The following is a 17,951-nucleotide window of genomic DNA, read 5'->3' on the forward strand; positions in this document are numbered from 1 at the left end:
CAGCACCAGCGCGACCACCAGCACGGTCAGGGCCAGCCCGAACCACTGCACGGCGTAGCCCAGGTGGCGCTGCGGCGGCAGCGTGTTCGGCAGCAGGTCCAGGTCGCGCTCATCGCCGAATGGCAGCGCCGGGTCCAGACGCAGCACGCGGTCGGGTAGCGCCTGCAGCCCCAGCGCGCGGGCCAGGCCTTCGGCGGGCAGCCGGCTGGCCAGCCAGCGCCCGGCCTCACCCGTCGCGGAGAACGCCGGCCCCAACGCCAACCCCGCCGACGGTGGCGGCGCGAGCAAGCCACGCACGGCTACCGGCGAAGGCGGTGCAGGCAGATCCGGCAAGCTGCGATCCGGTGGCAACGCGCGCCAACCGAGATCCACCAGCAGCACACTGCCGTCGTCACTGCGGAACGGGCGATAGATCTTCACTCCGGCGCGGCCATGCCGGGTCTGGTTGTCCAGCAGCACCACGCCGGGCAGGAAGCGGCCGTGGTCGGCCACGCCGTGCAGCGCACCGGGCGCCGCGAGTGCCTGCGCCAATGGCAACGCCTGTGCCACTGCTGGACCCTGCGCATCCAACATTGCCTGTTTGGCATGCATGCGCTGCAGCTGCCACAGTCCCAATGCGCTGAAACCGGCCATCGCCAGCACCGCCAGCAGCCATCCGATCACGCGCGTGTGCTGGCGCATCATGACAAGTCCGCGCAAACGCGGTCAGATAGGCGCATCCACCCTGCCCTCGAGCCGCGCATGAGTGATTCGCTGAAGACCCTGCTGGTAATCGCGTTTCTGATCGTCATCGTCTGGAATCTGGGCGCCGGCCTGTATTACCTGCTGGTCGACCGCGGCCAGACCAAGCGCACGGTCAACGCACTGACCCGCCGCATCGCGGTGTCGGTGGCCTTGATCGTACTGGTGATCGTGAGCATCTACATGGGCTGGATCAAACCGCACGGCATCGGTGGCTGACCCCACCGATCCGCGCGCGGTCAGAGCACGTAGACGAACAGGAACAGCATCAGCCACACCACGTCGACGAAGTGCCAGTACCACGCGGCGGCTTCGAAACCGAAATGGTTGTCGCGGGTGAAGTGGCCCTTGGCCGAACGCAGCCACATCACGATCAGCATGATCGTGCCCAGCAGCACGTGCGCGCCGTGGAAGCCGGTCAGCATGAAGAACGTCGACCCGTAGATGCCCGAGCCCAGCGTCAGGTTCAGTTCCTTGTAGGCGTGGATGTATTCCTCTGCCTGCAGGGTCAGGAAGCCGAGACCGAGCACAACGGTCAGGCCCAGCCAGATCAGCAGCTGGCGGCGGTTGCCGGCCTTCAGTGCGTGATGGGCGATGGTCAGGGTCACGCCGGAAGTGAGCAGGATCAGCGTGTTGATCAGCGGCAGGCCCCAGGCCGGGATGGTCTGGAACGCACCACCGATCGCCGCCGGGCCATTGGTCGGCCATCCAGCGGAATAGCCCTGCCAGAGCAGCTCGTTGGTCATCACCCCGCGGCCTTCGCCGCTCAGCCACGACAGGCCGAGATTACGGGTGTAGAACAGCGCGCCGAAGAAGGCGCCGAAGAACATCACTTCGGAGAAGATGAACCAGACCATGCCCATCCGGAACGAGCCGTCGACCTGGCGGTTGTAGTTGCCGGCCTGCGATTCGCGCACCACGTCGCTGAACCACCAGAACAGGGTCAGCACCAGCATCGCGATGCCGATGTAGAACGTCCAGCGTCCCCAGCTGGCATCGTTGAGCCAGCTGGCCACGCCGACCATGGTCACCATCATCGCGATGGAGCCCACGAACGGCCATTTGCTCTGGGCCGGGACGAAGTACACGTTGGCGTCGGTCGGTGTCTGGGCCATGTCGGTATCCGGGTCAGGGTGCGGCGTGCGCGCCTTCCGAAGTGGCGGCCGGGGCCAGCCGATCGGACAACGCGTCGTTGCGGTAGAAGGTGTAGGACAAGGTGATCGTCCTGATCTCCGGCGGCAGGTCCGGATCGACGATGAAACGTACCGGCATGTCGCGCTTCTCGCCGGCCTGCAGCGTCTGCGCGGTGAAGCAGAAGCACTCGGTCTTGCTGAAGAATCCCGACGCGCGCGCCGGTGCCACCGAAGGCACGGCACTTCCCACCACGGCCTGCGTGCTGTCGTTGCGGGCAAAGTACAGCGCTTCGTTGAGCTCGCCGGGCACCACGTCCATGGTCAGCTGCTCGGGATGGAACGACCATGGCAGGCGCGAATTGACGCCGCCATCGAACTCGACGCGCACGGTACGCTTGCCGGCCACCGCGCCCGCGCTGGCCTCGCTGCCGGGGCCACGCTCCAGGCGCACGCCGAACACCTTCTCGCAGGCGATGCGGTACAACGGCACCAGCGAGAACGTCAGCAGGAACACCGCTACCGCCACGCCGATCAGGCGCGGCAACCCGGCGCTGCGTGACGGGGTGCTGGCCGGTGCGTCGCTCATCGGCCGATCACCCCGCTGAGGATGAAGCCGACGTAGACCAGCACGGCGATGGCGCCGACCCAGGCCGCGGTACGCTTGGCGCGCTGGCGCTGCTGTTCGACGCTTCCGCTCTGGTAGAGCCGACCGCTGGTCGGCTGCTCTTCGCTGTTGTAGAGCCGAGCCATGCTCGGCTGCTTTTCGTCAGTCGAGCATGGCTCGACTCTACCCAAGGCATCAGCCGAGCCTTGCTCGACTCTACCGATCGGGAGCGGGCTCTCGTTATGCATGCCCCACCTCAATGCGTGATGTCGTCATGCGCCAGGTCGCCCGGGCGGATGGTCGGCGGTGTGGTGAAGGTGTGCGCCGGTGCCGGCGACGGCAGCGTCCATTCCAGGCCACGCGCGCCTTCCCAGCTGCGCGCCTCGGCCTTTTCACCGTTGCGCAGCGAGGACAGCAGGATCGCCGCCATCATGAACGGGGTGACGAACATGCCGAACGCACCGATCGAGCTGATCAGGTTCCAGTCGGCGAAGGCCACGCTGTAGTCGGGAATGCGGCGCGGCATGCCGGCCAGGCCGAGGAAGTGCTGCGGGAAGAACAGCAGGTTGACGAACACGATCGACCACCAGAAGTGCACCTTGGCCCACTTCTCGCTGTACATGCGCCCGGTCCACTTCGGCCACCAGTAGTACACCGCGGCGATCAGCGCGAACACCGCGCCGGTTACCAGCACGTAGTGGAAGTGCGCCACCACGAAGTAGGTGTCGTGGTATTGGAAGTCCGCCGCCACGATCGCCAGCATCAGGCCGGAGAAGCCGCCGATGGTGAACAGGATGACGAAGGCCACCGACCACAGCATCGGCGCCTCGAACGTGAGCGAGCCGCGCCACATGGTGCTGACCCAGTTGAACACCTTCACGCCGGTCGGGATCGAGATCAGCATGGTGGCGAACATGAAGTAGATCTCGCCGCCCAGCGGCATGCCCACGGTGAACATGTGGTGGGCCCAGACGATGAACGACAGGAACGCGATCGCGGCGGTGGCGTACACCATCGCCTGGTAGCCGAACAGCGGCTTGCGGCTGAAGGTCGGGATGATCTCGCTGACCACGCCGAAGGCGGGCAGGATCATGATGTAGACCTCGGGGTGCCCGAAGAACCAGAAGATATGCTGGTACATCACCGGGTCACCGCCACCGGCGGCATTGAAGAAGCTGGTACCGAAGAACTTGTCGGTCAACAGCATGGTCACCGCACCGGCCAGCACCGGCATCACCGCGATCAGCAGGAACGCGGTGATCAGCCAGGCCCAGCAGAAGATCGGCATCTTCAGCAGGTCGATGCCCGGCGCGCGCATGTTCAGCACGGTGGCGATGATGTTGATCGCGCCCATGATCGAACTGATGCCGGCCACGTGGATCGCGAACACGCTGAAGGCCACGTTGTAGCCACCCTGCAGCGACAGCGGCGGGTACAGCGTCCAGCCACCGGCCGGCGCACCACCGGGCAGGAACAGGGTCAGCAGCAGCAGGCTGAAGGCCACCGGCAGCAGCCAGAACGACCAGTTGTTCATGCGCGGCAGCGCCATGTCCGGTGCGCCGATCTGCAGCGGGATCATCCAGTTGGCCAGGCCGACGAAGGCCGGCATCACGCCACCGAAGATCATCACCAGCGCATGCACGGTGGTCATCTGGTTGAAGAACTCGGGCTTGACGAACTGCAGGCCCGGCTGCGCCAGCTCGGCGCGGATCACCACGCTCATCGCCGCACCGATGATGAACATGATGAAGCTGAAACCCAGGTACAGCGTGCCGATGTCCTTGTGGTTGGTCGAGAAGAACCAACGCTCGAAGAAACTCTGCTGGTGATGGTGATCGTCGTGCCCAACTGCCGAGTGCGCCATTGCAAAACACCTCTCAGAATCGGTTGTCACCGCAGCCGCAGGCGGCCGCGGGCTTTACATCACGCGCCGCTGGCTGCGGTGGCAGGTGCGCTTCCGGCTTCAGCAGCAGGCGCTGCAGGTGCCTCACCGGCCGGCGTCGCGGGTTCTGCCGGTGCCGCAGGCGTTGCGGGCGCCGCCGGTGGCGCCGGCTTGCGCTGCGCCAGCCACTGCTTGAACTCTTCCTTGGACACCGCCTCGACCACGATCGGCATGAAGCCATGGTCCTTGCCGCACAGCTCGGCGCACTGGCCGCGGTACACGCCGGGCTGCTCGATGCTGGTCCACGCTTCATTGATGAAGCCGGGAATGGCGTCCTGCTTCCAGCCCAGCGCCGGCACCCACCAGGCATGGATCACGTCGTCGGAAGTGATGACGAAGCGCACCTTGGTATCCACCGGCAGCACCAGCCGGTTGTCCACGTCCAGCAGGTAGTGCGGGTGGCTCTCGCGGGTCGGCACGATGCCGCTCTGCCGCACGCGGTCGGACTCACGGTCCAGGCGGCTGGTGAAGGTGACGTTCTCGCCGAGGTATTCGTACTTCCACATCCACTGGTAGCCGGTGACCTTCACCGTCATCTCGGCATCGCGGGTGTCGTACATCTTGATCAGGTTGGCCGTGGCCGGCCATGCCATCACGATCAGGATGATCACCGGGATCACCGTCCAGATCACCTCGGCCTTGGTGTTGTGGCTGAAGGTGGCGGCCACCGCGCCCTTGGATTTGCGGAACTTGAAGATGGCGTAGGCCATCGCCCCGAACACGATGACGCCGATCACCGTGCAGATGATCAACGACAGGTTGTTCGACTCCCAGGCCAGGCGCGAGGTCTGGGTCACCCCCTTGCCCATGTTCAGCTGCCACGGCTTGGGATCGGCCGCCTGGGCCCATGCCAATGCCGGAACCAGTCCCCCGGCCACCGTGGCGGCGACCGCTGCAACGCACTTCGTGCCCCACCTGCTGCTTTGCTTCATTGCCTAGACCCTTAGCGTCGTCGGTTGCCGCCATCGCTGGCGGCGAGCAAGCTTTCAAGTGTCTCTGCAAGCGTCTGACGTTCGGCCGGCGCGAGGAAACTCCCCACCTCCACCTGCCGGCCGCTGGATGCCAGCCGGACCCTCTCATCGTCGGTGAGCAGGCGCACCCAGTGGGGGTGGGCCCGGAACACCGGCGATCCACCGGGTACGGGGATGACCTCCACGTACGCCGGCACTACCCGGATCTCCTCCTGCCGTTCTCCGCTGCGCCACAAGGCACGCAGCGCCGCCGCCAGCACCAGGCTGTACAGCAGCGCGAACAGGGGGGCGAATGCATTGCCGGCCAACCACCCGAGGGCGGACACCAGCCACATCGCACCCGACAACACGGTGAACAACAGGACGAACTGCCGGGCATCGAGCGCCCGTGGGGGACGCAGCCGCAGCTGCGTACCTGACCCATCCGGAGCTGGAAGCACCTCGATCATGTCGCAACCGCGTTCCTGCCGCGGGAAACGTCTCGATGGTAGCCCCGCCCTCTCGCCGGTAGCAAGGGTGCATTCACACTTTTTCCCATGCTGCAACACAGCATGAGGTCGGCGGCCCGAATGACGAATTCAGCACAAATATTGCCGAGCCTGCTGAACACGCTGAATCCACCGCAGCTAGGGGCTATCAGCACTTCACGAAGGTGGCTGCGGGGCACTTCCGGAACCTGGAAAAATGATTAAAATCGCCAAGTTTTCCACTGGCCGGACCGGCATGAACGCACCCTCCTCCTCCCCTGCCGCCAGCGACGCCCCGCGTCCCGGCGCGCTGCTGTCGCCGGAACTGCCGGCGTCCCCCAACCCGTTCCGCCAGGCCATCACCGATGCCTGGTTGAAGGACGAGGCCAGCCACGTCCGCGATCTTCTGGCGCAGGCCCGCCTGCCCGCCGAGGAGCAGGCCAGGGTGCAGGCGCTGGCCGCCGACCTGGTCGGCCGCGTCCGCGTGCGCGCCAAGGACCAGGGCGCGATCGAAGCCTTCATGCGCCAGTACGACCTGGGCAGCGAGGAGGGCGTGCTGCTGATGTGCGTGGCCGAAGCGCTGCTGCGCATTCCGGACCAGGACACCGCCGACAAGCTGATCCGCGACAAGCTGGCCGACGCCGACTGGGAAAAGCACCTGGGCGGCAGCGACTCGGTGCTGGTCAATGCCTCCACCTGGGGCCTGATGCTGACCGGCAAGCTGGTGCAGATGAACGACGCCACCCGCGCCGATGCGCCCAGCGCGTTCAAGCGCCTGGTCGGCCGCGTCGGTGAGCCGGTGGTGCGCCTGGCCGTGCGCCAGGCGATGAAGATCATGGGCCACCAGTTCGTCATGGGCCGCACGATCAGCGAAGCGCTGTCGCGTTCGCACAAGGGTGACAACGCAGACTACCGCTACTCCTTCGACATGCTGGGCGAAGGCGCGCTGACCATGAAGGACGCGCTGCGCTACCTGGAAGACTACCGTCGTGCGATCCACGCCATCGGCGGCGATCACAAGGCACGCGGCGGCCGTCCGGATGGTGACGTCAACAACGCCCCGGGCATCTCGATCAAGCTGTCGGCGCTGTACCCGCGCTACGAACACGCCAAGCGCGAGCGCGTGCTGAAGGACCTGGTGCCGGGCGTGCTGGAACTGGCGCAGCTGGCCAAGAGCTACGGCATCGGCTGCACCGTCGACGCCGAAGAATCCGACCGCCTGGAACTGTCGCTGGACATCATCGAACAGGTGTTCGGCGATGCCTCGCTGGCCGGCTGGGATGGCTTCGGCGTGGTCGTGCAGGCCTACCAGAAGCGCACGCCGTACACGATCGACCACCTGGCCGACATGGCGCGCCGCGCCGGTCGTCGCCTGCAGGTGCGCCTGGTCAAGGGTGCCTACTGGGATGCCGAGATCAAGCGCGCGCAGATCGAAGGCTACCCGGGCTACCCGGTGTTCACCCGCAAGCAGAACACCGACGTGTCCTACCTGGCCTGCGCCAAGCGGCTGTTCACCCATGCCGACGCGATCTACCCGATGTTCGCCACGCACAACGCGCACACCATCGCCGCGGTGCGCAGCATCGCCAACGGTGGCGTGTACGAGCACCAGAAGCTGCACGGCATGGGCGACGACCTGTACGCCGAAGTGGTACCGGCCGACCGCCTCGGCCTTCCCTGCCGCGTGTATGCGCCGGTCGGTTCGCATGAAGACCTGCTGCCATACTTGGTGCGCCGCCTGCTGGAAAACGGCGCCAACTCCAGCTTCGTCAACCGCATCACCGACGAACGCGTGCCGATCGCCGACCTGATCCGCGATCCGGTCGAGATGGTCGCCTCGTTCGCCTCGATCCCCCACCCGAAGATCCCGCTGCCGGTTGACCTGCTGCGCAGCCAGAACCACGACAGGAAGAACTCCATGGGCGCCAACCTCGCCAACGACAACGAACTGCGCGCCCTGGCCGAGCAGATCAACGCGGCCGTGAAGCCCTGGCAGGCCGCCCCGCTGGTACCGGGTGCGAACCCGGCCGGCGCCGCGCTGCCGGTGACCAACCCGGCCGACACCCGCGAAGTGGTCGGCCAGTGGCTGGCCGCCGATGCCGCCACCGTGCAGAAGGCCCTGGCCAACGCCGTGGCCGCGCAGCCGGCCTGGAACCGCACCCCGGCCGCCAGCCGCGCCGCCATCCTCGAGCACGCCGCCGACCAGCTGGAAGCGCGCATGCCGGAGTTCATGGCGCTGTGCGTGAAGGAGGCCGGCAAGAGCCTGCCCGACAGCATCGCCGAAGTGCGCGAAGCCGTGGATTTCCTGCGCTACTACGCCAAGCAGGCACGCGAGCAGTTCAGCCACGCCGAGAGGCTGCCGAGCCCGACCGGTGAATCCAACGAGCTGCAGCTGCACGGCCGTGGCGTGTTCGTCTGCATCAGCCCGTGGAACTTCCCGCTGGCGATCTTCCTGGGCCAGGTCGCTGCCGCTCTGGCCGCCGGCAACAGCGTCATCGCCAAGCCGGCCGAACAGACCAACCTGATCGGCTACTACGCAGTGAAGCTGCTGCACGACGCCGGCGTGCCGGCCGAGGTGGTGCAGTTCCTGCCGGGCGACGGTGCCACCGTCGGCGCCGCGCTGACCGCCGACCCGCGCGTGGCCGGCGTGGCCTTCACCGGCTCCACCGACACCGCGCGTGCGATCAACCGCGCGATGGCCGCCCGCGACGCCGCCATCGGCGTGCTGATTGCCGAGACCGGTGGCCAGAACGCCTTCATCGCCGACTCCTCGGCATTGCCGGAACAGCTGGTCAAGGACGCCATCGGTTCGGCCTTCACCTCCGCCGGCCAGCGTTGCTCGGCCGCGCGCGTGCTGTTCGTGCAGGACGACATCGCCGACAAGGTGATGACCATGCTGGCTGGTGCGATGAAGGAACTGAAGGTCGGCAACCCGGGCCTGCTGTCCACCGACGTCGGCCCGGTGATCGACGCCGATGCACTGAAGATCCTGCAGGACCACGCCGTGCGCATGGACCGGGAAGCACGCCTGATCGCCGCCGCCGAGCTGTCCGCAGAAGCCGCCAACGGCACCTTCTTCGCACCGCGCGCGTATGAGCTGAAGGACCTGGGCCAGCTGCACAAGGAAATCTTCGGGCCGGTGCTGCACGTGATCCGCTGGAAGGGCGACCAGCTCGACGCGGTGATCGACCAGATCAACGCCACCGGCTACGGCCTGACCCTGGGCGTGCATTCGCGTATCGACGAAACCGTTGATCGCATCAGCAACGGTGTCCACGTCGGCAACGTCTACGTCAACCGCAACCAGATCGGTGCGGTGGTCGGCGTGCAGCCGTTCGGCGGGCAGGGCCTGTCCGGCACCGGCCCGAAGGCCGGCGGCCCGCACTACCTGCTGCGCTTCGCCACCGAGAAGACGGTGACGGTGAACACCACCGCCGCGGGCGGCAACGCCTCGCTGCTGACCCTGGGCGACTGATCGCCCGGTTGATGCGGTAAACGAAAAACCCCGCGAAAGCGGGGTTTTTTGTTGCTCAACGTGCTTCGACGCGCATCAGGTTGCGCCAATGGCGCAGCGCCACCAGCGCGTTGATCCAGAAGCCGACATACAGGATCGAGGTCAAGTGCAGGCCACGGCTGTAGTACAGCGGCACCGCCACGGTGTTCACCAGCAGCCACACCCACCACGATTCCAGCTTGCGCCGCATCATCAGGATCTGCGCGATCACGCTCAGCACCAGCACCGCCGAATCGATGTACGGCGCGTAGGCGTTGGTCAGGCGGGTCAACATCCAGCCATAACCGAAGGTGGCCACCACCGCCAACGGCGCCAGCCAGGCCCACGCACGCGGGCGCAGCGCGGTGATCGGCAGCGGCGAACCATGGTCGCCACGCAGCCACTGCCACCAGCCCAGCACGCTGATGGCGATGAAGAAGAACTGCAGCACCATGTCCGCGTACAGATGCGAGCGTTCGAACACTGCTGCGAACAGTGCACAGCCGACGATGCCCAGCCACCAGGTGTGCACGTTGTTGCGGCCGGCCAGCAGGATCGAGCCAGCGACGGCGATGTTGGCAGCCAGCTCCAGCTGGAAGTTCGGGTCGGACAGGTTCATCGCCCTATTGTCATGGATCCGCGCCCTGCAGGGAGGGCACGCCATGAAAAAGGAAAGGCCCCGCTTGCGCGGGGCCCTCCATGTCCTGCTTCAGGCGAACGCCTGGATCAGAACTTGTACTGGAACGAAGCAGCCAGCACGTCGCCACGGACCTTGTACTTGCCAGCCAGCGAGTTGCCCTGATTGTTGGTGGTCGGCTGGATGTTCACGTTCGGGTCGCTGGTGAACAGGTGGGTGTAGCCGAAGTTGTATTCGGTGTTCGCCGACGGGGTCCAGCCCACGCCCAGCGACAGCCACTTGCGGCTGGTATCCGGCACGCGGACGTCACGATGAGCGTCGGTGGTCGGGGTCTGGTCCAGCGCGACACCACCGCGCAGGGTGACGGTATCGCTCAGCTTGTAGTCCGCACCCAGCGACACGAAGGTGGTATCGCGATAGCCGAAGTCCAGCACAGAGTCCTTCTGGGCCGAAGCATAGTCGATGGTGACAGAGTCGAATGCGGTCGACCAAGCGGTGCGGGTGACGTCACCCATCACGGTCCAGCGATCGTTGACCTTGTGCGTCACGCTCAGGGTCGCCGACGCCGGCAGCTTCACGGTTGCCTTGCCACTGGTGCTGACGAACTGGCCCGGCTGGGTCTGACCCAGGATGGTCGCAGTGCGGCCATTGTCATTCGGCATCAGGAAGGTGGCATCGCCGCCGGTGATCTTGTGCGTGACCTTGGAGCGGTAGCTCAGGCCGATGTGGGTGTTCTCATCGATCGAGAACAGGCCACCGACCGTCCAGCCCACGGCATTGTTGTCGCCTTCAACGGTCAGCTTGCCATCGGCGCTGCCCGGGGCGTAGCCCGGCACGCGGGCCTGGGCCAACGCAGTACCGAAGTCGATGTTGTTGCTGAGCTCGATGGTCAGGTGTTCAACGAACACCGACGCGCCGAACGAGACGTACGGGTTGACGTCATAGGATGCGGCAAAGCCAAGATCGATGGCCTTCAGGTCGGTCTTCAGGCCGCTGTAGCGACCCACCCAACCATTGTCGTACTCGGTCTTGAAACCAAACGGAGCAGTCAGCGACACACCGAAGTGGGCCTTCTCGCCGATCGGCATGTGGAAGTACGCGGCCGGAACCGGGGCGATCATGCCAGCGTCGCCGCCGTCACCGCCGGTCTGCGCGGCGCCGGTCGGCTTGCGACCCTGGCCCTTGAACTCGGCCTTGAAGCTGATGGCGCTCAGGTCACCCTGGATCAGGGTGCCGTCCAGCTGGCGCATGCCGGCCGGGTTGACGGCGATGATGGAGGCGTCGCCCTCGGCGCTGCCGGAGCCGGCGAACGCACGGCCGAGGCCCTTGGCACTGTTTTCCTTCAACTGGAAGGCGGCGGCGTTGGCATCGGCGGCGGCCAGCGCACCGGCAACGCCGACGGCCAGCAGGGTCAAACGGGCAATGGTGGAAGCGGTTTGCATCGTAGTTCTCTCTCCGGTAAGCGGTGATGGTGCTCTGAGTGCGCCTGCGCCCGGCCGGCCCTGGGGCCCTTCGGAGCGCGCCGGATTCCCCTCCCGACATACGACGCCGTATGCGAGTATTACCCAGAGCTGTTAATGAAACAATAACAGCGCCGGCGGTTTTTTCGTCTCAAAAGCTGAACAGGACCATCCCCGCCACAAGCGCCCGCACGCTAGGCTAATGCCATGTTCGTCTCCCTCCCGTCGCGCAAGAAGGCGGCCCTGCGCTGGGCCACGCCCGTGCTGTTTGCGGCATTGTGGCTGGCGTTCCTGTGGTCGATCTCGCGCCCGGACGATGCCCGCGGCAGCCTCTGGCTGGACTGGGGCGCCCTGTCCACCGGGCTGACCCACCCGCTGGACTGGTGGGCGACCCTGCAGGACGGCAGCGTGCTGCGCCTGTTCACCGCCCTGTTCCTGCACGCGGACTGGTCACACCTGCTGGGCAACCTGGTGTTCCTGCTGATCTTCGGCCTGCCCGCCGAGCGCGTGCTGGGGCCGTGGCGGTTGCTGCTGCTGTTCCTGGTCGGCGGCGCGGTGTCCAACCTGGTGGCGATCTACACCATGGGCAGCCCGGACCAGATCATCATCGGCGCCAGCGGCGCGGTCTCGGCGCTGATCGGAGCCTACCTGGCCCTGTTCCCCGGCGCCCGGCTGGGCGTGGTGATCCCGCTCGGCCTGTTCCTGGAGTTCGTGCGCGCCCCGGCCTACCTGCTGATCGGCGTGTGGGCCGCCTTGCAGGTGGTGTTCGCGCACATCGGCCCCAGCTTCGGCATGGTGGCCTGGTGGGCGCACATCGGCGGCTTCGTGTTCGGCCTGCTCTATGGCGTGTACGTGCGCGCGGCCATCGCGCGCCGGCTGCGCAAGCGCCACGGCTTCTGACCTACCGGGTAGTGCCGGCCGCTGGCCGGCTCCACGCTCACCCGCTCGTAGATCAGTCGAGCATGGCTCGACTCTACAGAATCAAGGCTTGGCCGGGACCGGTGCGGGCTTGGCTTCCGGCGCGCTGTCCACCTTCGGTTCCGGCTTGGCTTCGGGCTTGGCCGCAGCGGCCTTCGCGGCCTTGGCCGCCTCCGCCTTGGCGGCTTCGGCCTTCAGGCGTGCTGCCACCGAACCCGGGTTCTTGAGTTCGGCCAGCGCATCGTTGATCGGGCCGTCGCCCGGCAGCACGGCACCGGCGTGGTAGCCCTCGGTGCCTTCATCGTCGCCGCGCAGGTGGCCCGGCAGGGTCGCTTCGCTGTAGTCGCTGAGGCTGGCCGGCAGTGCATCCTCGGCCGGCGTGGCAGCGGGTTTCAATTCAACGTCCGGCACGATGCCGGTGGCCTGGATCGACTTGCCGCTGGGCGTGTAATAGCGCGCGGTGGTCAGCTTCACCGAATCCCCGTTGTCCAGCGGCAGCACGGTCTGCACCGAACCCTTGCCGAAGGTGCGGCTGCCGACCACGCGGGCGCGCTTGTTGTCGCGCAGCGCGCCGGCCAGCACTTCCGAGGCACTGGCCGAACCGGCATCGGCCAGCACCACCACCGGTGCGCCCTTCAGCAGGTCGCCGGGGGTCGCGTCGAACCGTGCGTCGCTGATGCTGATGCGGCCGCGGGTGCTGACGATGTTGCCCTTGTCGAGCAGATCATCGGCCACCTGCACCGCGGCGGTCAGCAGGCCGCCCGGGTTGCTGCGCAGGTCCAGCACCAGGCCCTTGAGCTGGCCACCGGACTGCTTCTGCAGCTGCTGCACGTGCTTCTGGAAGTCCGAACCGGTATCGGCCTGGAAGGTGCTCAGGCGGATGTAGCCATACCCCGGCTCCAGCAGGCGGCTGCGCACGCTGGTCACGCGGATGGTCTGCCGGGTGAGGCTGACGTCGAACGGCTTCGGCTTGCCTTCCCGCACGATGGTCAGCACCACCTTGCTGCCGGCCGGGCCGCGCAGCGGCTCGCTGGCGTCGATCGCGCTGATCGGCTTGCCGTCGATGGCGATGATCAGGTCACCGGCGAGGATGCCGGCCTTGGCTGCCGGCGTGTCGTCGATCGGCGAGATCACCTTCATGCTGGCGTTGTCCGGCTGCTGCTGCAGCTCCACGCCGATACCCTCGTAAGCGCCATTGGCCTGCTCGTCGAAGGCCTGCGCGTCTTCCTTGTTGAAGTAGGTGCTGTGCGGATCGAGGTCGAGCAGCAGGCCACGTACCGCTGACTGCATCAGCTTCTTGTCGTCCACCGGATCCACGTAGGCGGCGCGCACCGCGTTGTACACGGCCACGAAACGGCGGATTTCCTCCAGCGGCACCTTCGAGGTCACCGCCTCCTCGCTGTTCGCTGCCTGCCCACTGGTTTCCTGGCTCGGGGCGGGCGCGGTCTGCTGCGCCCAGGACAGCGCTGGCAACAGGGCCAGCAAGAGGGTGGCGGTACGGGCTGCGCGCATGGATCACTCCTGTCGACGGTGGCATCGTGCCCAAGGCACATGCGCCGATTATGCGCGAAGCACAGCTAAATTCCCGTTGAATCCGCCCGTCACGCGACGGCGCCGGATTCAGCGCCGCTGCAGCCAGCTGTCCGGATTGACCGGCTGCCCGCCACGGCGCAGCTCGAAGTACAACGCGGTGACGCCCTGGCCGCCGGAATTGCCGACCTTGGCCACCGCATCGCCACGGCTGACCCGTGCGCCGGCATCCTTCAGCAGGGTGTCGTTGTGTGCGTACAGGCTCATGTAGCCGTTGCCGTGGTCGACGATCAGGATCATGCCGTAGCCGGTCATCCAGTCGGAGAACACCACCGTGCCATCGGCCACGGCGGTGACGGTGCTGCCGGCCGGCGCGCCGATCAGCACGCCGCTGCTGGTGCGCCCGTCGGGCAGCTTGCCGCCGTAGCGGGCCAGCAGATTGCCCGACAACGGCCAGCCCAGTCCGCCCACCTTCGGTGCCGGCGCCGAGGCCACCGCGGGCGGCACCTTGGTCGGCGGTGGCGGGCGGCCTTCCGCCTTGGCCTGGCGTGCGGCCTTCTCGGCGGCGGCTTTCTCGGCAGCGGCGCGGCGCGCGGCGGCACGACGCTCGGCTTCGGCACGGGCCGCCGCAGCACGCAGATTGGCCAGCAGCGTTTCCAGCGCCTTTGCATCCTGGCCCAGCGCTTGTTCCTTTTCGCGCTGGTCCTTGAAGCGTTCCTCCAGCGAGGCCACGGTCTGCGCCCGATCACGGCGATCGGCCGCCAGGGTGGCCGCCTGCTGCTTCTGGTCACGCTGCGCGCCCTGCAGCTTCTGCTGGCGTTCGGCGATCTGCGCTTGCAGGGCTTCCAGTTCCTTCAGGTCGGCGGTCAGCGTGGTGATGCGCTGCGCGCGTTCGCGCTGCAGATAGCGGTGATAGGCCAGAGCACGGTTGGCATCGGCCACGGTGTCCTGCGACAGCAGCAGCTTCAGCGGTGCGTGGTTGCCCAGCTGATAGGCCGCGCGCAGCAGGCCGGCCAGTTCGCGGTGCTGCTGGGCCAGGTTGTTCTGCAGGCTGCTGCGGCGCTGCTCGGCTTCGGCCAGGGCACGGCTCTGCTCACGCAGTGCGGTCTCGGTCTGCGCAAGCGCGCGTCCGCTGCGGGCCACCTTCTCGTCGGCCTCGCGCAGTTGCTGTGACGCCTGGCCGCGCTGGCCTTCGATCTGACGACGCTCCTGCGCCACGCCTTTCAGTTCGGTGCGCAGCTTCTGCAGCTTGCGCTCGGTCTCACGGGTGCTCTGCGCCGCGGCGGGCAGTGGCAGGGCCAGCGCGATCGCCAGCGCCAACAGCAGGCAGCGCCCGCCGCGGGCAGCGGCGATGTGATGTCGGCGTGATGGGAAGGCGTTGTCGCGCAAGGGCTTTCCAGTGACTTCAGGCAGTTGCGGGGGCTACCGGGGAATGGTGACATCTCCGCACGCGGCCTGCCAGCCGCACATCCATCGAGGTCCCCATGAAAACTCTTTCCATTCCGCTGCTGTTGGGCGTCCTGCTCGCGGCCGGCCCGGCCGGCGCCCAGGACAACATCAGCAAGGTCAACGGCAGCATCAGCGCCGAACCCGGCCAGCGCTACGGCAAGCTGGATACGGTCAACGGCGGTATCCGCGTTGGCGAAGGCGCGGAAACCAGCAGTATCGATACCGTCAACGGCGGGGTGAAAGTGGCCGATCGGGCACGCACCGGCAAGATCGAGACAGTCAACGGCGGCGTGCGCCTGGGCCGCGAAGTCATTGCGCATGGCAGCGTCAGCACGGTCAACGGCAGCATCTTCAGCGACCGTGGCAGCCAGATCGAAGGCGGCGTTGAAACCGTGAACGGTGGCATCGGCCTGGTCGAAAGCCGCGTCGGCAAGGATGTGGAGACCGTCAACGGTGACATCACCGTGGGGATCGGCTCGCAGGTCAACGGCGGTGTGCACGTCCGCAAGCCCAATTTCAGCGTCTCGCTGACTGCCAGCCGCAAGCCGCGCGTGATCATCGGCCCCAATGCCGTGGTCAATGGCCCCCTGCAGTTCGAACGCGAGGTGGTGCTGTACGTGCACCGCAGCGCCCGCATCGGGCCGGTCACCGGCGCCGAGCCGATCCCGTTCGACACCGAAACCGCCCCGGCGGACTGAGCCACCGCGCCTTTCGGTCCGGTGATCCTCGCCCAACCGGTCGTGCACAACGTACGGCCACCCTTTGTTACCCAGGAATCGACGATGCCCCGCAAACTCCTCCTGTGCCTGGCCGCCGCGGCCGCGCTCAGTGCCTGCAAAGGCGAAGATACGCCGGCCGCCACGCCAGCCACCGATACTGCGGCCGCCAAGCCCGCCGCCCATTCGTTCTCGCCGGACATCAATGCCGGCGACTTTGCCGAGATGGTCAAGACCCTGGCCTCGGATGAGTTCGAAGGCCGCGCCCCGGGCAGCAAGGGCGAAGAGCTGACGGTCAACTACATCCGCGACCAGATGCAGCGCATCGGCCTGCAGCCCGGCAACGGCGACAGCTGGTTCCAGGATGTGCCGATGACCGAGACCACGGCCGACGAATCGACCGTGCTGAAGATCACCCAGGGCGGCAAGACCACCGAGCTGAAGTTCGGCACCGACATGGTGGTCGGCACGCGTACCGGCCAGGCCGAGGTCAAGGTCGATGCCAGCGACCTGGTGTTCGTCGGCTACGGCGTCGATGCACCGGAGCAGAAGTGGAACGACTACGCCGGCCAGGACTGGAAGGGCAAGACGGTTGTCATGTTCGTCAACGACCCCGGCTTCCACGTCGATGACGAGAAGCTGTTCGACGGCAAGCGCATGACCTACTACGGCCGCTGGACCTACAAGTTCGAAGAGGCCGCACGCAAGGGCGCCGCCGCCGCGCTGATCGTGCACGACACCGCCGGCGCCTCCTATGGCTGGGATGTGGTGAAGAACTCCTGGGCCGGCCCGCAGTACGACCTGCCCGCCAAGGATGATCCGGAAGCCCGTATCCCGGTGCAGGGCTGGCTGAGCGCGGAGGCCGCCAAGACGTTGTTCGCCGGTGCCGGCCTGGACCTGGCGCAGGCTTACAAGGACGCCAGCAAGCGCGGTTTCAAGCCGGTGCCGTTGAAGGCCACCGCAGCGGTTGATCTGAAGAGCCGGATCGCGCAGAAGCAGTCGCGCAACGTGGTGGGCGTGCTGCCGGGCAGCAAGCGTGCCGACGAGGCCGTGCTGTACATGGCGCACTGGGACCACCTGGGCAAGCACGAGGGTGAGGCCGGCGACAACATCTACAACGGTGCGGTCGACAACGCGACCGGCGTGGCCGGCATCCTCGAGGTGGCCGAAGCGATGGCCCACCAGCAGCCGAAGCCGGAGCGTTCGGTGGTGTTCCTGGCCGTGACCCTGGAAGAGTCGGGCCTGCTCGGTTCGAAGTACTACGTCGCGCACCCGACCTTCCCGCTGGACAAGATTGCCGGCGTGATCAACATCGACGCGATGTCGGTGGCGGGCCGCGCCAAGGACGTGACCGTGACCGGTTTCGGCAGCTCGGAGCTGGAAGACATCCTCAAGCCGCTGGCCGCCGCCCAGGACCGCACCCTGCACGGTGAGACCTCGGTGCAGAGTGGCTTCTACTTCCGTTCGGACCACTTCAACTTCGCCAAGGCCGGCGTGCCGGCCCTGTATGCCGATGGCGGCGAGGACCTGCGCGAGGGCGGCGTGGAGGCGGGCCGCAAGGCCGCCGCCGACTACGGTGCCAACCGCTACCATGGCCCGAAGGACGAGTTCGACGCGGCCACCTGGAAGCTGGACGGCACCGTCGAAGACCTGCAGCTGATGTACGGCGTCGGCAAGGAACTGGCCGGCGGTGATCGTTGGCCGAACTGGTACGAGGGCAACCCCTTCAAGGCGGCCCGCGACGCGATGATGAAGGACAAGGCCGCAGCCAAGTAGAGTCGAGCCTGCTCGACTGAGTATCGTTGAGGTCAAAGCGGCGCCCCACGGGGCGCCGCCTTTTTTTTGCGCTCCGCCATGGGTGGGTGCCAACCTTGGTTGGCGCCTCTTTAC

16 protein-coding genes are annotated in these 17,951 nt (G+C 66.8%); 5 read left to right on the forward strand and 11 right to left on the reverse strand.

What is annotated here, in order from left to right; all coding sequences use genetic code 11:
* The coding region (locus tag N7590_RS19055) for an SURF1 family protein (protein ID WP_279935798.1) at positions 1-684 on the reverse strand (684 nt) is incomplete at its 3' end.
* A gap of 57 nt (positions 685-741) precedes the next feature.
* Here N7590_RS19055 and N7590_RS19060 point away from each other — a divergent pair.
* Positions 742-960 carry a twin transmembrane helix small protein gene (locus tag N7590_RS19060; RefSeq protein WP_008264755.1) on the forward strand — a complete coding sequence of 73 codons (219 nt, stop codon included), beginning with the start codon at positions 742-744 and terminating at the stop codon, positions 958-960.
* Between the two features lie 20 nt (positions 961-980).
* On the opposite strand, the gene N7590_RS19065 is transcribed toward N7590_RS19060, so the two are convergent.
* From N7590_RS19065 to N7590_RS19090, 6 genes are all read right to left on the reverse strand, one after another.
* Positions 981-1,856, reverse strand: coding sequence for a cytochrome c oxidase subunit 3 (locus N7590_RS19065; protein WP_049457763.1), 876 nt, complete (start codon positions 1,854-1,856; stop codon positions 981-983).
* A 13-nt stretch (positions 1,857-1,869) separates the two neighbouring features.
* On the reverse strand, positions 1,870-2,460 hold the full coding sequence (locus N7590_RS19070; protein ID WP_053448582.1) for a cytochrome c oxidase assembly protein: 591 nt from the start codon (positions 2,458-2,460) through the stop codon (positions 1,870-1,872).
* Positions 2,457-2,624 (reverse strand): hypothetical protein, encoded by a 168-nt coding sequence (locus N7590_RS19075; protein WP_230078949.1) that lies wholly within the window; start codon positions 2,622-2,624, stop codon positions 2,457-2,459. The genes N7590_RS19070 and N7590_RS19075 overlap by 4 nt, the downstream gene beginning before the upstream one ends.
* Before the next feature lie 110 nt (positions 2,625-2,734).
* Positions 2,735-4,342 carry a cytochrome c oxidase subunit I gene (ctaD, locus tag N7590_RS19080; protein WP_004153896.1) on the reverse strand — a complete coding sequence of 536 codons (1,608 nt, stop codon included), beginning with the start codon at positions 4,340-4,342 and terminating at the stop codon, positions 2,735-2,737.
* A gap of 59 nt (positions 4,343-4,401) precedes the next feature.
* A complete protein-coding gene (gene coxB, locus N7590_RS19085; protein WP_053510545.1) occupies positions 4,402-5,352 on the reverse strand; it encodes a cytochrome c oxidase subunit II in 951 nt (316 codons plus the stop codon).
* An 11-nt stretch (positions 5,353-5,363) separates the two neighbouring features.
* Entirely contained in the window at positions 5,364-5,840 is a 477-nt protein-coding gene (locus tag N7590_RS19090) for a DUF2244 domain-containing protein (protein ID WP_004153894.1), read from the reverse strand.
* A 274-nt stretch (positions 5,841-6,114) separates the two neighbouring features.
* Between N7590_RS19090 and putA the strand changes: the two genes are divergently transcribed.
* Positions 6,115-9,333, forward strand: a complete 3,219-nt coding sequence (gene putA / locus N7590_RS19095; RefSeq protein WP_164242718.1) for a bifunctional proline dehydrogenase/L-glutamate gamma-semialdehyde dehydrogenase PutA — start codon at positions 6,115-6,117, stop codon at positions 9,331-9,333.
* A gap of 55 nt (positions 9,334-9,388) precedes the next feature.
* Here the strand turns inward: putA and pnuC are convergent, their stop codons facing one another.
* Positions 9,389-9,970 (reverse strand): nicotinamide riboside transporter PnuC, encoded by a 582-nt coding sequence (gene pnuC, locus N7590_RS19100; protein ID WP_164242719.1) that lies wholly within the window; start codon positions 9,968-9,970, stop codon positions 9,389-9,391.
* 107 nt (positions 9,971-10,077) lie between these two features.
* Positions 10,078-11,430: an outer membrane protein transport protein gene (locus tag N7590_RS19105; protein ID WP_053448577.1), complete on the reverse strand. Its 1,353-nt coding sequence runs from the start codon at positions 11,428-11,430 to the stop codon at positions 10,078-10,080.
* Between the two features lie 225 nt (positions 11,431-11,655).
* On the opposite strand from N7590_RS19105, the gene N7590_RS19110 reads away from it, so the two are divergent.
* Positions 11,656-12,348, forward strand: coding sequence for a rhomboid family intramembrane serine protease (locus tag N7590_RS19110; protein ID WP_004153881.1), 693 nt, complete (start codon positions 11,656-11,658; stop codon positions 12,346-12,348).
* Between the two features lie 81 nt (positions 12,349-12,429).
* On the opposite strand, the gene N7590_RS19115 is transcribed toward N7590_RS19110, so the two are convergent.
* Together N7590_RS19115 and N7590_RS19120 are read right to left on the reverse strand one after the other, a co-directional pair.
* On the reverse strand, positions 12,430-13,878 hold the full coding sequence (locus N7590_RS19115) for a S41 family peptidase (protein WP_053512091.1): 1,449 nt from the start codon (positions 13,876-13,878) through the stop codon (positions 12,430-12,432).
* Between the two features lie 108 nt (positions 13,879-13,986).
* The gene (locus tag N7590_RS19120) at positions 13,987-15,285 is read right to left on the reverse strand and encodes a peptidoglycan DD-metalloendopeptidase family protein (RefSeq protein WP_164242720.1); all 1,299 of its coding nucleotides are present in this window, start codon (positions 15,283-15,285) and stop codon (positions 13,987-13,989) included.
* 95 nt (positions 15,286-15,380) lie between these two features.
* Between N7590_RS19120 and N7590_RS19125 the strand changes: the two genes are divergently transcribed.
* Positions 15,381-16,043, forward strand: a complete 663-nt coding sequence (locus N7590_RS19125) for a hypothetical protein (protein ID WP_053448574.1) — start codon at positions 15,381-15,383, stop codon at positions 16,041-16,043.
* 84 nt (positions 16,044-16,127) lie between these two features.
* On the forward strand, positions 16,128-17,837 hold the full coding sequence (locus N7590_RS19130) for a M28 family metallopeptidase (protein WP_164242721.1): 1,710 nt from the start codon (positions 16,128-16,130) through the stop codon (positions 17,835-17,837).
* The last annotated feature ends 114 nt before the right edge of the window (positions 17,838-17,951 follow it).

This window comes from Stenotrophomonas sp. GD04024 (assembly GCF_029837545.1).
Lineage (GTDB): Bacteria > Pseudomonadota > Gammaproteobacteria > Xanthomonadales > Xanthomonadaceae > Stenotrophomonas > Stenotrophomonas forensis.

Bases quoted from the DNA above. Each gene is read 5' to 3' on its own strand.
- N7590_RS19060 (WP_008264755.1), top strand. From the start codon at position 742: ATGAGTGATTCGCTGAAGACCCTGCTGGTAATCGCGTTTCTGATCGTC.
- N7590_RS19065 (WP_049457763.1), bottom strand. From the start codon at position 1,856: ATGGCCCAGACACCGACCGACGCCAACGTGTACTTCGTCCCGGCCCAG.
- N7590_RS19070 (WP_053448582.1), bottom strand. From the start codon at position 2,460: ATGAGCGACGCACCGGCCAGCACCCCGTCACGCAGCGCCGGGTTGCCG.
- N7590_RS19075 (WP_230078949.1), bottom strand. From the start codon at position 2,624: ATGGCTCGGCTCTACAACAGCGAAGAGCAGCCGACCAGCGGTCGGCTC.
- ctaD (WP_004153896.1), bottom strand. From the start codon at position 4,342: ATGGCGCACTCGGCAGTTGGGCACGACGATCACCATCACCAGCAGAGT.
- coxB (WP_053510545.1), bottom strand. From the start codon at position 5,352: ATGAAGCAAAGCAGCAGGTGGGGCACGAAGTGCGTTGCAGCGGTCGCC.
- N7590_RS19090 (WP_004153894.1), bottom strand. From the start codon at position 5,840: ATGATCGAGGTGCTTCCAGCTCCGGATGGGTCAGGTACGCAGCTGCGG.
- putA (WP_164242718.1), top strand. From the start codon at position 6,115: ATGAACGCACCCTCCTCCTCCCCTGCCGCCAGCGACGCCCCGCGTCCC.
- pnuC (WP_164242719.1), bottom strand. From the start codon at position 9,970: ATGAACCTGTCCGACCCGAACTTCCAGCTGGAGCTGGCTGCCAACATC.
- N7590_RS19105 (WP_053448577.1), bottom strand. From the start codon at position 11,430: ATGCAAACCGCTTCCACCATTGCCCGTTTGACCCTGCTGGCCGTCGGC.
- N7590_RS19110 (WP_004153881.1), top strand. From the start codon at position 11,656: ATGTTCGTCTCCCTCCCGTCGCGCAAGAAGGCGGCCCTGCGCTGGGCC.
- N7590_RS19115 (WP_053512091.1), bottom strand. From the start codon at position 13,878: ATGCGCGCAGCCCGTACCGCCACCCTCTTGCTGGCCCTGTTGCCAGCG.
- N7590_RS19125 (WP_053448574.1), top strand. From the start codon at position 15,381: ATGAAAACTCTTTCCATTCCGCTGCTGTTGGGCGTCCTGCTCGCGGCC.
- N7590_RS19130 (WP_164242721.1), top strand. From the start codon at position 16,128: ATGCCCCGCAAACTCCTCCTGTGCCTGGCCGCCGCGGCCGCGCTCAGT.